This window comes from Chryseobacterium sp. BGA-UO-ETr-SB22 (assembly GCF_059567885.1).
Genome location: NZ_JCAQOV010000004.1, coordinates 576,965 through 591,223, shown reverse-complemented (window position 1 = coordinate 591,223; position 14,259 = coordinate 576,965). Strand labels below are relative to the sequence as shown.

13 protein-coding genes are annotated in these 14,259 nt (G+C 35.5%); 8 read left to right on the top strand and 5 right to left on the bottom strand.

Annotated elements, in window-relative coordinates:
• Positions 1–94: 94 nt before the first annotated feature.
• The gene (locus AC57AW_RS06485) at positions 95–682 is read right to left on the bottom strand and encodes a thymidine kinase (protein WP_318847657.1); all 588 of its coding nucleotides are present in this window, start codon (positions 680–682) and stop codon (positions 95–97) included.
• A 61-nt stretch (positions 683–743) separates the two neighbouring features.
• Here AC57AW_RS06485 and AC57AW_RS06480 point away from each other — a divergent pair, with 61 nt between their 5' ends.
• The 5 genes from AC57AW_RS06480 to AC57AW_RS06460 all read left to right on the top strand — a co-directional run bounded on the left by AC57AW_RS06480 (position 744) and on the right by AC57AW_RS06460 (position 6,645).
• Positions 744–2,231 carry a DUF8457 domain-containing protein gene (locus AC57AW_RS06480; protein WP_496351246.1) on the top strand — a complete coding sequence of 496 codons (1,488 nt, stop codon included), beginning with the start codon at positions 744–746 and terminating at the stop codon, positions 2,229–2,231.
• Positions 2,232–2,233: 2 nt separating this feature from the next.
• Complete coding sequence (gene rsmI, locus AC57AW_RS06475) at positions 2,234–2,908, top strand: 16S rRNA (cytidine(1402)-2'-O)-methyltransferase (RefSeq protein WP_318847655.1); 675 nt, start codon at positions 2,234–2,236, stop codon at positions 2,906–2,908.
• Positions 2,909–2,914: 6 nt separating this feature from the next.
• Positions 2,915–4,426 carry a WG repeat-containing protein gene (locus AC57AW_RS06470; protein WP_496351245.1) on the top strand — a complete coding sequence of 504 codons (1,512 nt, stop codon included), beginning with the start codon at positions 2,915–2,917 and terminating at the stop codon, positions 4,424–4,426.
• A gap of 152 nt (positions 4,427–4,578) precedes the next feature.
• Positions 4,579–5,322 carry a 3-oxoacyl-[acyl-carrier-protein] reductase gene (gene fabG, locus AC57AW_RS06465; RefSeq protein WP_318847653.1) on the top strand — a complete coding sequence of 248 codons (744 nt, stop codon included), beginning with the start codon at positions 4,579–4,581 and terminating at the stop codon, positions 5,320–5,322.
• Positions 5,323–5,325: 3 nt separating this feature from the next.
• Positions 5,326–6,645: a DUF6056 family protein gene (locus AC57AW_RS06460; RefSeq protein WP_496351244.1), complete on the top strand. Its 1,320-nt coding sequence runs from the start codon at positions 5,326–5,328 to the stop codon at positions 6,643–6,645.
• 43 nt (positions 6,646–6,688) lie between these two features.
• Here the strand turns inward: AC57AW_RS06460 and AC57AW_RS06455 are convergent, their stop codons facing one another.
• From AC57AW_RS06455 to AC57AW_RS06445, 3 genes are all read right to left on the bottom strand, one after another.
• Positions 6,689–7,729, bottom strand: coding sequence for a GMP reductase (locus AC57AW_RS06455; protein ID WP_318847804.1), 1,041 nt, complete (start codon positions 7,727–7,729; stop codon positions 6,689–6,691).
• A gap of 204 nt (positions 7,730–7,933) precedes the next feature.
• Positions 7,934–8,722 (bottom strand): 5'/3'-nucleotidase SurE, encoded by a 789-nt coding sequence (gene surE, locus AC57AW_RS06450; RefSeq protein ID WP_047422047.1) that lies wholly within the window; start codon positions 8,720–8,722, stop codon positions 7,934–7,936.
• A gap of 382 nt (positions 8,723–9,104) precedes the next feature.
• Positions 9,105–9,275 (bottom strand): lmo0937 family membrane protein, encoded by a 171-nt coding sequence (locus AC57AW_RS06445; protein WP_184558962.1) that lies wholly within the window; start codon positions 9,273–9,275, stop codon positions 9,105–9,107.
• Positions 9,276–9,620: 345 nt separating this feature from the next.
• Here AC57AW_RS06445 and AC57AW_RS06440 point away from each other — a divergent pair, with 345 nt between their 5' ends.
• Complete coding sequence (locus AC57AW_RS06440; RefSeq protein WP_496351243.1) at positions 9,621–11,750, top strand: carboxy terminal-processing peptidase; 2,130 nt, start codon at positions 9,621–9,623, stop codon at positions 11,748–11,750.
• A 52-nt stretch (positions 11,751–11,802) separates the two neighbouring features.
• On the opposite strand, the gene AC57AW_RS06435 is transcribed toward AC57AW_RS06440, so the two are convergent.
• A complete protein-coding gene (locus AC57AW_RS06435; RefSeq protein WP_318847649.1) occupies positions 11,803–12,306 on the bottom strand; it encodes a superoxide dismutase family protein in 504 nt (167 codons plus the stop codon).
• Positions 12,307–12,539: 233 nt separating this feature from the next.
• On the opposite strand from AC57AW_RS06435, the gene AC57AW_RS06430 reads away from it, so the two are divergent.
• Positions 12,540–13,187: a 4'-phosphopantetheinyl transferase family protein gene (locus AC57AW_RS06430; RefSeq protein WP_496351242.1), complete on the top strand. Its 648-nt coding sequence runs from the start codon at positions 12,540–12,542 to the stop codon at positions 13,185–13,187.
• Between the two features lie 87 nt (positions 13,188–13,274).
• Complete coding sequence (locus tag AC57AW_RS06425; RefSeq protein ID WP_496351241.1) at positions 13,275–14,177, top strand: AraC family transcriptional regulator; 903 nt, start codon at positions 13,275–13,277, stop codon at positions 14,175–14,177.
• The last annotated feature ends 82 nt before the right edge of the window (positions 14,178–14,259 follow it).

The window sequence follows — 14,259 nt, the reverse complement described above, 5'->3', positions numbered from 1 at the left end:
AACTGATTCTTTTTTCCAGATTTTACCCTATTGCTTTTCGCTTTTTATTTTTTACTGAGTGAATCTATTTTTATGGCTGGGTATAGTTAATCCCTTATTTTCTTTTTAAAAGTACTTCGTCAATAAATACACGGCGGCTTACTGCCTCATAGTTTTCAGTTTCCCCCAATTCTACAAGACTATCTCCCTGTGAAGTTCTCATAGAATAATTGGCAAGATTCCCTGTTCTCTTACAAATAGCATGCACTTTTGTGACATACTCAGCAGTGGCCATCAAATTGGGCATTGGCCCGAACGGACGTCCCAAAAAGTCCATATCCAGTCCAGCAATGACCACTCTGATACCACTATTGGCAAGCTGGTTGGCAACATCAACGATGCTTTCGTCAAAAAACTGAGCTTCATCAATGGCTACTACATCACAATTGGAAGCCAACAGAAGAATTTCATTAGGATTTTCTACTGCTGTACTGCGGATTTTATTCTGATTATGAGATACTACATCCTCTTCAGAATACCGTACATCCAGTTTAGGTTTAAAAATTTCCACATTCTGTCCTGCCATTTCTGCTCTTCGCAATCTGCGGATCAGTTCCTCGGTTTTACCCGAAAACATAGAGCCACAAATCACTTCCATCCAACCACTTTGTTTGGAATGATTAATTGTATTTTCTAAAAACATTTGTTAAATTAGCCGTATATTTTTAACATCAAAAGTAAGCAATTTTAATAAGAATCTTATTATGCAGAATATCCAAGATTTAAAGGAAAAGATTTTTTTTGAATCCATGAATATCATTGATAATCTGGACAAAATAAACAACGTAGACGAATTACTTTCCAAGCAAGATCTTGTAGATGAGCTTGCTAACAGGATTTCTTTTTTGAAACTGCTGGAAAAGAATATTGAATATTTCGTTGCAGATCATCAGGCGCAGAATCCGGCTCATCAGCCTATCTCTTTTGCATCCGGAGACACGGAATATTACGATAAAGGGAATGAGGTGACAGAAGAGGAAGCTATTTTTAATAATGAACTGAACGAAATTGATGAGAATGAAATTTTCTCAACCGGATCTGAAGAAGAGGAAGCTGTTTTCAATAACCAGCTGAATGAAATTGTTGAAAATGAATTCCATGAAAATATTGTAAACTTTGTAGAAGAAGGTTACGAAGAAAAGACACCGGAAAATATTCAGGAACAGGATTCTGATCATGAAACCCTGGAAGAAGAAGCGGTTTTCAATAATCAGCTGAACGAAATTGATGAAAATGAAATTTCTGATGAGCAGAGAGCTGTTTTGAGCTTTGTAGATGAAGAAAAAATTCTTGCTGATTCTACACCGGAGTCTGATGAAGATCTTAATGAAGACCTGTTTCAGAATGAAGTGACGGAGGAAGAAGCCATTTTCAATAATCAGCTGAGTGAAATAGATGATCAGGAAGAGGAATACGCTGAGCCGGAATCAAAAAAAGAAACTGATTTTGCAGAAGTAAATGATGCTAAGGTTCCTGTGACAGAAATTATTCCAAGTATTTTTGATACAGAAACCCTGGAAGATGAAATACTGATCGAAGAAAACGAAGAACAGTTTGTGGCTTCAAATGTTTCTATTGAACAGGGAGAAATGGCCACAGAAACCTCCAATGTGGAAAATATTCTGAGTGAGATAAAAAATGATCATTCAGTAGAAGAGATAAAAGAGGAAAGTATCCTTGCTGAAGTCTATGACAGAAGAAAAATCGTTGAAATCGATAAACCTGCTGCCGAAGAAACAGAAAAACATCCTTCTGATGAAAGTTTTGAAAATTTAGAGGAATATCATCAGGAGAAAAAAATAAAATTATCCAATATCAAAGGATTGAAGGCTGTTCAGTCACTTTTTGATGACGATCCTTTGGAAAGAGAATTTCCTAACGAAAAGGAATCTGCAGAAGAGAAAGTAGATGCCGGAAGTATTCTGAAGTCTAATATTCCTACCCATTTTATGGAAGCAGACAAACAGAAACCGGAATTTAAGCTGGATCTGAATGACAGAATTGCTTTTTCAAAAATGCTCTTTGAAGGAAGTCAGACAGATCTGAATGATACGGTATTTCAGCTGAACCAGTTCAAAACGCTGGAAGAAGCCAAAGAATATCTTAGTGATCTGTATTACGACAGAAAGTGGAGTAAAGTGGATGAATATGCTCAGAGACTTTGGATATTGGTAGAAAATAAATTCTTATAATTTTGAGCGGAATCTTATATTTTGTTCCCACACCAGTTGGGAATCTGGAAGATATGACTTTCAGGGCAGTAAACGTCCTGAAAGAAGTTGATTATATTTTATGTGAAGACACCAGGACTTCCGGAATACTTTTAAAGCATTTTGAAATTTCAAAACCTTTAAAATCTTACCATTTACACAATGAGCACCAGGCAACGGAAAAGGTAATTGCTGACCTTAAAAGTGGTCAGAACATTGCTATTATTACCGATGCAGGAACTCCCGGAATTTCGGATCCCGGATATTTGCTGGCAAAAGCAGGAGCAGACAATAATATTGATATGATCTGCCTTCCCGGAGCCACTGCCCTTATTCCTGCACTTGTAGTTTCAGGACTTCCTAATAATGAATTTTTATTCGCTGGGTTTTTACCACAGAAAAAAGGAAGACAGACAAAGCTCAAGCAGCTTGCTGAAGAAAAAAAGACTATCGTTCTTTACGAAAGTCCCCATAAAATCAATACAACCCTGGAGCAGATCAAAGAATTCTTCGGAGAAGAGACCAAAGTAAGCTTAAGCCGTGAGATTTCTAAAAAATTCGAAGAAACTAAACGTGGAACAATCAATGAATTAATTGAATTTTCCAAAAGTAAAACGTTAAAAGGAGAGATCGTTCTTATTGTCAATAATTCTATTTAATTTTTCTTGAAAAAATTAGTCTTTGTATTGTGTTCTGTAGTCTGTACAGCACAGACCAACCAATATATGAAAGTGATCCTGTCTAAAAAGACAGGAAAGGAGGTGAGTTCCTATTCGGAAGGATACGGAACAGTGTATGATTCCGGTTCTAAGAAACAGGGAATCGTAGATTCTTTAGGAGCTATTACCTTTGAATCTCCTTACAGAGGAAGTATTTTGCATATTTTTAAAAACAGATTTATTCTTTATTCTGAAGAAGGTAACCATAGGAAATCAGCTATTATTGACGAAAAAGGAAAGGAGGTAATTGCTTTGGATGATCAGGAATTCAACACACCCTGGTGGAGTAAAGACCGCATTATTTCTTCAAAACAGGATAAAGAAGCCGTCTATGACTATAATGGAAAGGAAATTATTCCTTATGCTGAAAAGATCCATTTTTCAGGCAAGAACAGGTTCTTTGTTTTAAAAGATAAAAAATGGTTTCTGCATGACTTTGACGGAAAGCAGCTCAGCAGCCGGGAATTTAAAGAAGATTATAACTTTGAAGACGATAAAGCACTGATCATTAATGAAGACAATGAAAGTGAAATCATTGGAAATAACGGTCAGACCCTGCATAAATTTTCGAAACAGGTGGTAGACATCAATGCTTATCCTTATTTGATTACTAAAAATAAAAGTACAGGAAAGTATGGCTTAATAGATGCGGAAGAAAATACGATTGCTGAGGAAATCTTTAATGATATTACACCGGAATACTTTGGCAGAAAGGAATATATCTACCTTATAAAAAAGGGGAAAGCAACGGTCTTCAGTAAAAAAGATAAGAAGCTGTATTCCCAGACTTTTAAATACCTCAATCCTTTATTGAATAATTTCTTCAGTGTTTATAATGATAAAGTGAAAAAATCAGGGATTGTTGATCTTGAGGGAAATATCATTCTTCCTCAGGAATATGATTTTATCAAAGCTTTCACCATTTCCGGGAAAGATTTTATCTACCTTAAAAAAGGAAATGAAGAACAATTTCTGGATAAAGATCTTAAGAATATTGTAGGGGAAGGTGTACAGATTTTAGGTTTTTATCCGGACAATCTTATTATTGAAAAACAGGATCATTATTATAGATTTTCTGTGAAGGATAGCTCAATAGCAGAATTGAAAAATATCAGTCAGATAAAAAACGAAGACGTTGAATATTTTAATCTGCTTAATCAGTATTCAAAACCTTTAGTATGTAAAAATACAGGCAACTTATATGGCATTCTGGATGGAAAAGGAACAGAAATTGTTCCCTTTATTTACGAAGATATCATAACATTCGGGAATGCTGAGAACGAAATTGTGGTAAAAAAAGAAGGAAAATTCGGGGTTTCAAACTTTCAGAATGAACCTTTAAAGGAGATCATTTATGATAAGTATTTCTGGCAGAAAGAAGTACTGAAGCTGGATAGAAGCAAAAAAACAGACTTTATTTATTTCACAAGATTTAAAAATAATCCCGTTCAGCTTTAATAAAAATCCAGTATTTTAACAATTTAAATGGGTTGAATAACATTTTATAATATCTTTGCAAACCGTTTAATTCCGGATAGGAATTGTAGAAACTATAAGAGTCAGCTGTCAGAAGCTGAATGAGTTATAAAAGAAAATAATTGTCAATAGATATGAAAATATTAGAAGGAAAAGTAGCACTAATTACCGGAGCTACAAGAGGAATCGGTAAAGGTATCGCTGAAATGTTTGCTCAGCAAGGGGCAAAAGTAGCATTTACCTACGCTGGCTCTGTAGACAAAGCAAAAGAATTAGAAGCAGCTTTAAGTTCTGTAACCCAAATTAAGGGATATCAGTCTGACGCATCAGATTATGATGCTGCTCAGAAATTGGTGGAAGATGTAATGGCAGAGTTCGGGCAGATTGATATTTTAATAAACAATGCAGGAATTACAAAAGATAACCTGTTATTGAGAATGTCCAAAGAAGATTGGGATAAAGTAATCAAAGTAAACTTAGATTCAGTTTTTAACCTTACGAAAGCGGTAATCAAGCCGATGATGAAGGCAAGATCCGGATCTATCATCAATATGACTTCTGTAGTAGGAGTGAAAGGAAATGCCGGACAAGCCAACTATGCAGCTTCTAAAGCAGGTGTCATAGGATTTACAAAATCTGTGGCACTGGAATTAGGATCAAGAAATATCAGATGTAATGCTATTGCTCCAGGATTCATTGAAACGGAAATGACTGCTGTTCTGGATGAAAAAACAGTTCAGGGATGGAGAGAAGAAATTCCAATGAAAAGAGGAGGACAGCCTTCAGATATTGCGAATGCATGTGTATTCTTTGGCAGCGATATGTCAGCATACATTACCGGACAAACGTTAAACGTTGACGGTGGAATGTTAACTTAGAAAATGAAAAAAGTACAGAATATAGTATTATTCTTGTCGATTTTAATAGGCGTCGGTCTGGCATACATTAGTTTTTTTAATGTATATCAGACCGATGATTATTTCTGGTCCTACACAACCAGAAAAGTAGGGCTGATACAAAGTTTTATAAACACCTATACAACATGGGGCGGAAGATATTTCGGATATTCTATTAATATGTTTAATCCTGTCTTTTACGACAACCATACTATTCTTCCGAAGATATACCCTGTCTTTTTAATGCTCTCCTTTATTGGAGTTTCAGCATTAAATTTTAAAGAATATTTCAACTATTCCCTGAAAGCGTCTATCAAAAAAGGATTTCTTCTGTTTTTCTTTTACACAGTGCTTCTTGTGAGTTTACCAGAACACTACTTTTGGATTACGGGCTCCAATATCTATTTCGTTCCTGTTATTTTATCAGGTATTTTACTCTATTTTTTCAAAAAAAAGAAGGAAACGGGACAGAAAATATGGCTTTCCCTTTCAGCATTGCTTATTGTAATTCTGATGGGGTCTAATGAAATTCTGGCATTGATTCTTGAAGGGCTCCTGTTAGTATCTTATTATCAGAAGCGTAATCAGGAAAACTTGTTTTTGGTCCTGTTAGGAACCGTTTTTTTGTTTGTATGCTTTCTCGCACCAGGAAATTTCAACAGAATGGGAGAGGTAGAAAGAGGAATGGTAAAATGGCTGAAAAGAATTGCTCTTTTTGGTGCTGATACGGCTTATGTTGGATTAAAAGTTATTGTAGTACTTCCATTATTTATTAAGGTTTTTGAAGAAGAGCTCAAAAAAATCAAGGCTCAGATCACATTGAAAAAAGCCGTTTTATTCTGGTCTGTTTCATTGATTCCTTTGTTATTTACGAGCTATATTCTCACCTCTATTGCAAGACAGTTTGAAAGTATACTCTTTTATTTCCTGCTTACTTTTTCACTGTTATTCTATTTTAAATTTGAAAAAATTAAAAAATTCTGGTGGGTCTCTCTCATCATTGTTTTTCTCCCTGAACTTAAAATTTTCCCGGAAAAATATTCTTATTTTAATATTGATTTTAATGGTGAAAATATTGTGATGGAACTTCTGACTACAGATTTGAAAGAATACGAAAGAAAAATGAATGAAAGGGTAGATGTCATCAGGAATTCATCTAAAGATTCTGTTGTCGTGGATAAGATAAAAGAGGTTCCGAGAATTTTATATATAGATGAAATGGCTTCTGTAAAAGAACAGGAAACTTATGTAAATGATCAGCTTCAAAAATATTTTAATAAAAAATATATCAGAACAAAAGAATAAATAAAGGCTTTAGATAATAACTCTAAAGCCTTTTATTTTGTTTCTAGTCTTTGAAAACCTGATTTTCCTGTTCCTGAACCCTGATAAAAGTGGTTCTCTTGGAAAGTTCTTTAAGCTTTGAAGCTCCTACATAAGTGCAAGTAGACCTTACACCTCCCAAAATATCTTTTACAGTGTCTGCCACAGGTCCTTTGTACAATGCTTTCACTGTTTTTCCTTCAGAAGCACGATATTCTGCCACCCCTCCGGAATGCTTATCCATTGCTGTTTTGGAACTCATTCCGTAGAAAAGACGGTATTTTTTACCATTTTCTTCAATCATTTCACCGCCACTTTCATCATGACCGGCAAACATTCCGCCCAGCATTACGAAATCTGCACCTCCTCCGAAAGCTTTCGCCACATCACCGGGAACCTTACATCCGCCATCAGCGATGATGTGTCCGCCTAAACCGTGAGCAGCGTCAGCACATTCAATAATAGCAGAAAGCTGAGGATAGCCTACTCCTGTTTTTACTCTGGTCGTACAAACAGATCCGGGGCCAATACCTACCTTTATGATATCGGCACCTACCAGAAGAAGCTCTTCTACCATTTCTCCGGTAACAACATTTCCAGCGATAATGATTTTATCAGGAAAATTAGCCCTTGCTTTCTTCACAAATCCAACGAAATGCTCAGAATAACCATTGGCTACATCAATGCAGAGAAACTCAATTTTTGGATGCTTTTCAAGGATATGTTTTATTTTTTCTTCATCAGCTTTTCCTGTTCCTGTGCTTAAAGCAATATATTGATGAATACTTTCAGGCTGGCTCTGTAGAAACTGATCCCATTGTTCTACAGTATAATGTTTGTGAATAGCCGTAATAATTTTTTCTTTTGCCAGCTCTACAGCCATTTCAAAAGTTCCTACAGTATCCATATTGGCAGCAATTACAGGAACTCCTGTCCATTTTTTCTTAGTATGTTTAAAGGTAAATTCTCTTTGTAAATCAACTTCTGACCGGGATTTTAAAGTAGAACGCTTAGGGCGGAACATTACATCCTTGAACCCCAGTTTTATGTCATATTCTATACGCATTTTGTAATTATTTGTCAGAATAAAGGTAGTAAATAATCTGAAACGGAAGGGCTTCAAAGTAATGGTTTTACCACTGCTGGCACAAAAAACCCGGCATGAAATAAGGTTTTCATGCCGGGTTTTAATTATTTATACAACTTCAGCGTTTGATAATTGTTGAAGTGAAGCTTTTTGTAATATTCAATAAGTGAATGATTAACAGGTTTATTTTACCTCTTTTACATTTTCAAAGGTCATCACCTCTTCCAATGTTTTCATGTATTCATATGCGGTAAGGTCAAACTTTACTGGAACAATGGAAATATATCCGTTTGCTAAAGCTGTTTCATCAGCATCTTCAGAATCATCCATATTGTTGAAATAACCGGTCAGCCAGTAATATTTTTTACCATGCGGATTTATCCTTTCATCAAAGCTTTCTTCCCATTTTGCATGAGCCTGTTTACATACTTTTACTCCTTTTATTTCCTCAGCCGGAAGTTTAGGAATATTTACATTCAGTACAATTCCTTTTGGCATTGGGTTTTCCAGAGTTCTTCTTACGATATTCTGAATAAATTCTTTCGCCTGGGTAAAATCAGCTTCCCAGCTGAAATCCAGCAATGAGAATCCAATGGCAGGAATTCCTTCTACCCCTGCTTCTACTGCAGCAGACATCGTTCCCGAATAGATCACATTAATAGAAGAGTTTGCTCCATGATTGATCCCTGAAACTACAATATCAGGTCTTCTTTTCAGAATTTTATCAAGAGCCATTTTTACACAGTCTACAGGAGTTCCGCTGCATGAAAAATCAGTCTGCGGGCCATCCAGAGTAACTTCTTCGTAGCTTAGGGTAGAATTAATGGTAATAGCGTGGCCTTTTCCACTTTGAGGAGAGTTGGGGGCTACAACAACTACTTCTCCGATTTCATTCATAAAACTGATAAGATTTCTGATACCAGGAGCTGTAATTCCATCATCATTAGTAACCAGAATAAGTGGTCTTTCCATAAATTATCTTTAATATTTTTTATTCAAATAGGGTGAATTTGTTCATTTCAGAATTGAACAAATAGATTTTCAACACATCAAATGTAGGTAAAAATAAGACGTGATAAAACAGCAGTTTTATTATTAATTGTTGCGAATTCAGAATAAAGATTGCTCTTTTTGAATGATAAAATGAGGCTGTGAGCAGGGAAAAAGAAATATTTGAGGTTTAGAAAAAAAATTAGAAATGAAGTAAAATTAATACATTGATTTAATTCCAGATTCACTAATGACCTCAGTACTTCACAGATGCTTTTTCAAACAGAATCTGATACCGTTCAGCTGAAAAGCACCTGCTAAGCCTGATGGTTGTTTAATTTAAGTGGTTGTACAAAATAATAAACTAATCAAGAGGTTTTCTGCCTGTAATGATGTTATAAAGAATAACAACAATGGCAATGACCAGTAGAATGTGAATCAAATAACCCGTGCTGATGCCCGGAACTATTCCTAACATTCCTAAAAGCCAAACAACGATGCAGATGACTGCAATTAACCATAATAAACTTCTCATGACTTTACATTTTAAAGTTATCTGATTAAATATCAGCATATTTTGTGCCTTTATGCCTTAAAAATCACTTTTGTGGTATCTGTTTTTTATTTTCAATGAAAAAAATACATGTTAGGGCACTTCACTGAAAACAGAGATATTATTATTTCGTTTTCGGGTTAAACAGCCTGATAATAGGAAATGGCTAACACTGTTAATATTTTTTTAGCTCTATTTAATAAAAATGGTTAAAACTATCTGATAATTGCAAATAAGGTATTAAATTTGATCATTTGTAACAGTACCAAACTTACTGCTACTAATTATTATACTTATTTTAAAAAAATTAATAAATAAAGACAGTTTATGTGGAAAAATTTCAAACTGAATAAATTTTTACTCCTTATTCCATTAACCAGTCTAATGTTTTGTTTCAACTCGCCAAAGAATGACGATGAAAAGATGCAGACGATTATGGTGAGCGTAAAAAATACACTTTCTTATCTGCATTATAGCCCCAAGACTATCAATGATGCCTATTCGAAGGACGTTTATAAGCATTATTTCGAATTGGTAGATCCTGCAAAAAGATATTTCCTGCAATCTGATATGGATGAATTCAACAAGCATGAAACAAAGCTTGATGATTATATCGGCCAGGGAGATCTTACATTCTATAAGCTTACGATTGACAGGCTATATCAAAGAGTGGATGAGATTGATAAAATCACACAGGATATCTTCAGCAAGCCAATCAATCTTCAGGAAGATGAAAACCTTACTTTAGAACCAAAACTTAAAAAAGTACCTGCAAACAAACAGGAACAGTATAATGAGTGGAAAAAGTTCATCAAATATAATATCCTTCAGGAAGTTGAATCGATGAACAGTAAAGAAGAAGCTCAAAAAGAAAAGAAAGACTCTGTTCAGAAGTATAAACTGAAAGATACCATCAAATTTAAGCCGCTTACTCAGGATGAAAAGATCAAAAAAGCGACTGATGAAGTAAAAGATCTTGTGAAAGATACCTTTACCAGATTCAAAAAGAGAAAGAAAATGGATTGGTTTACCGTGTATATGAATGCCTATACAGAAGTATTCGATCCGCATACCAACTATTATTCTCCAAAAGATAAAGAAGATTTTGATACTCAGTTTACCGGAAAAGTAATCGGTATCGGAGCATTAATTCAGGAGAAAAAAGGAAACCTTTACTTAGGAGCTCTTACCATTGGTGCACCGGCATGGAAGTCAAAACAGCTTTCTGAGGGTGATAAAATCCTGAAAGTAAAGTCTAAACCGAAAGACGATGCTGTAAATGTCGTGGGAATGCTTTCTGATGAAGCCGTACGACTGATCAGAGGTGAAAAAGGAACTCCGGTAACATTGACGGTTCAGAAAAAAGACGGTACCATCAAGGATGTAACAATGATTCGTGAAGAAGTAGCTATTGAAGATACTTTCGCAAGAAGTATTGTAGTAAACACTCCGAATGGTAAGAAATATGGTTTCATCAACCTTCCAAGCTTTAACGCTGATTTTGAAAACGCAAAAGGAAGAAATGCTTCTGATGACATCAAAAATGAAATCATTAAGCTTAAAGAACAAAATATCCAGGGAATCATTCTTGACCTTAGAAATAATGGAGGAGGTTCTTTAACTGAAGTAGGAGATATTATGGGGCTTTTCATGGAAGCCGGACCTTACGTTCAGGTGAAAGACGGAAACGGGAAGATACAGACTCTTAAGAATAAAAATGAGACTCCAATCTGGACAGGCCCATTGGTGATCATGCAAAACGAACTTTCTGCTTCAGCTTCAGAAATCCTTGCAGGAGTAATGCAGGATAACGGAAGAGCAATGATTATCGGATCTCCGCAGTCTTTTGGAAAAGGAACCGTTCAGACTTTTGTTGATCTGAACAGATTCCTGAACACAGAAGATGATTTCGGATCTTTAAAGCTGACTATCCAGAAGTTCTACAGAATTACCGGAGAATCTACACAGAGAAAAGGGATTGTTTCTGATATTCAGATGAAAGACTTCTTTACTTATGCTGAAGTAGGAGAGCGATATGATGATTATGCATTGGCATGGGATAAAATTCCGCCTACAAAATTCCAGAAACTGAACTATTTCAACATTCAGGCGCTTGAAAAAGCGAGCGCAGACAGAATGGCTAAAAACAGCAATTATCAGTTGTTATTAGAGTCTGCTCAGTGGAGAGAAAAACTGGATAAAGAAGAAAATATAACTTTGAATATCACTAAGTTTAATGAGCTGATGAAGAACAGAAAGTCTCAGATTGAAAAGTTCAAAGCTTTGACAAAATTTGAGAACGGGCTTCAGTTTATGATGTACCCAAGTGAGATTGAAAGAGAGAAAAAAGATGAAGCTTTCAAGAAAAAATCTGAAATGTGGATCAAGAATCTTAAGAAAGATCTTTACCTGCAGGAAGCAATGAATATTGTATCAGATATGGGAGCCAAATCCTAAACATAAAAAAACCGCTAATGAAAATTAGCGGTTTTTTTATTGAGTAACGGAATTACTTAATTTCTACACATCCCACTCTTCCTCCGGCATTTCCGGTAGGCTGAGTATGGAAATCATCTGCTGCAGCGTGTACAATAAGACCTTTTCCGATGATGTTTTTAGACTCATCTGTGCAGCCCAGACACCATTTGTCTGTCTTGAAAGTCAATGTTGCAGTTCCGCTCTGATCAGCTACCAGGTTTCCTATATCTCCCATATGGAAATGTTCAGCACCCCATTTACCATGATCATTCTTTGAAGGATTCCAGTGGCCTCCGGTAGAAGTTCCGTCTGCTGCAGAGCAGTCTCCTTTTTCATGAATGTGTACTGCATGAATTCCAGGGGTAAGGTTGGTGACATTCAGCTTCATGGTCACCGCATCTCCATTTTGGGTAAACTTCGCTGTTCCGCCTGTCTGTGTTCCGCTTTTGGCATTTACAGAATACATTTTTGTTGTTCCGCATGAAGCTGCTAAAAATGCAAATCCTGCCAATAATGCTAGTGTTTGTACTTTCATTTTTTAAATGATTTATAGTGATTTTATCCCTAAAATTATAAAAGATTTTCCAAAGCGCTTTATGATTCCAGTCTTTTTTTCAAAAGATACTACGTAGTACAGCCGAAATCAGGCAGGTTTCAGCCTCAGATTCTGCAACTTTGACCAGAAGGTGGATTGCTTTAAAAAGGAACAAAAAAAAGCTTATTTTTAACGTGAAAGTAATGATCCCATATCAAAAGAAGAAATAGAAAATGATTATTCTGTATACATTCATCAGCGAAGAAAGACATCAGTCGCTTCTAGACCGTTATCTGCCTGTTTTTTCTGACGATAATAAAAAAAATATTCTGAAATACAGAAGATGGCAGGATGCACAGCTTTCTTTATTGGGAAAGGTTCTTTTACAATATGGATTAAAAAAGTATCACAACATCTTTGATGTAGAAATCGGGATTCTTCCCAACAAAAAACCGTATTTGAAAGGATATGACCTTCATTTTAATATCTCGCATTCTAAAGATCTGGTTGCCTGTGCCATTGCAGAATATCCTTTGGGAATTGATGTCGAATACAATGATCCGAAGGTCAGTTATCATGATTTTACATTTCAGATGACTTCTAATGAGATTCAGGAAATTCAGGATGCTGAGGATAAAATGAAAGGATTCTTCACTTATTGGACGAGAAAAGAAGCTGTTATAAAAGCGCATGGAGCCGGGATGATGCTTCCACTTGAATCTTTTGAAGTGATCAATGACGAATGTACGATTGAAGATGAAAAGTTCTTTATAAAAGAGATTTTTATTCATGAAGATTACCATAGCTATATCTCCTCTTCAGATCCTGAGATTAAAAATATAACTCCTCTTTTTAAACATTTTGAAGAAGATATTTTATAGTAAAATGAAACGGTTTATTGATAATAGCAATAAAAGACAACTGAATTCCGCTCCGGAAAAATATCTTTGTAAACTAACAACTTTGAATTGGAAGAGTATAAAAAACGAATTGTAAAAACAATTCAATATATTGATAATCATATTGATTCGGATTTGTCTCTGGAGAATGTTTCAGAGGTAAGTGCCTATTCGCCCTTTCATTTCCACAGAATATTTAAGCTCGTTACCGGAGAGACTCTTCAAAGCTATATTATCAGGAAGAAAATAGAAAAAAGTGCCCTTCATCTGGCCATGCATAAAAATATGGAAATCAAAGATATCTACTGGAATCTTGGATTTTCGAACCATTCATCTTTCTGCAAAACATTCAAAAAATATTACGGTCTGCCTCCTACAGAATTTCGTAGATCAGCTCCCGAAAAATTTCACAAGATTTTACAAACACATCGCAAGAACGGACAAATTGATACGGTTTTCAGCCAATACATTTGCAATATCGAAAACCTATTAAATTGGACTAACATGAATTTAAAAATCGAAGTAAAAGAAATGCCGGAAATGAATCTGGCGTCCGTGATGAGCCTCGGAATTGCTAACGTAGAATCTTCTTTCAACGTATTGATAGACTGGGCGATTAAGAAGAATCTTTTTCCAAGGGAGAATGTGAAAATGATCGCTGTTTATCATGACAGCTGTAAGATTACCCCTCTTGATAAAGTCAGAATCCATGCCTGCATGCTTTTGGATGAAAAACTGAAGCAGCAGGAGGGTGAAGTGTTTGCTGAAACCTTAGATGCCGGAAAATACATTGTGGGAAGTGGTGAAGTTACGTTGGATGACTTCGAGCAATGCTGGGTTTCTTTGTTTCTATGGATGAATGAAAACAATTATACAACCAGAAGAACCTTTCCTTACGAAATCTATCACTCTAACTTTAAAGAACATCCGGAAGGAAAAATGATCGTTGATTTTTGTATCCCTATTCACTAATTTCCCATTCGGTAGCAAAAGAATGCCTTTCGGTAACAAATTTTTTACAGAAAGGCATTTTTCATGCTATTTTTGAGCCAGA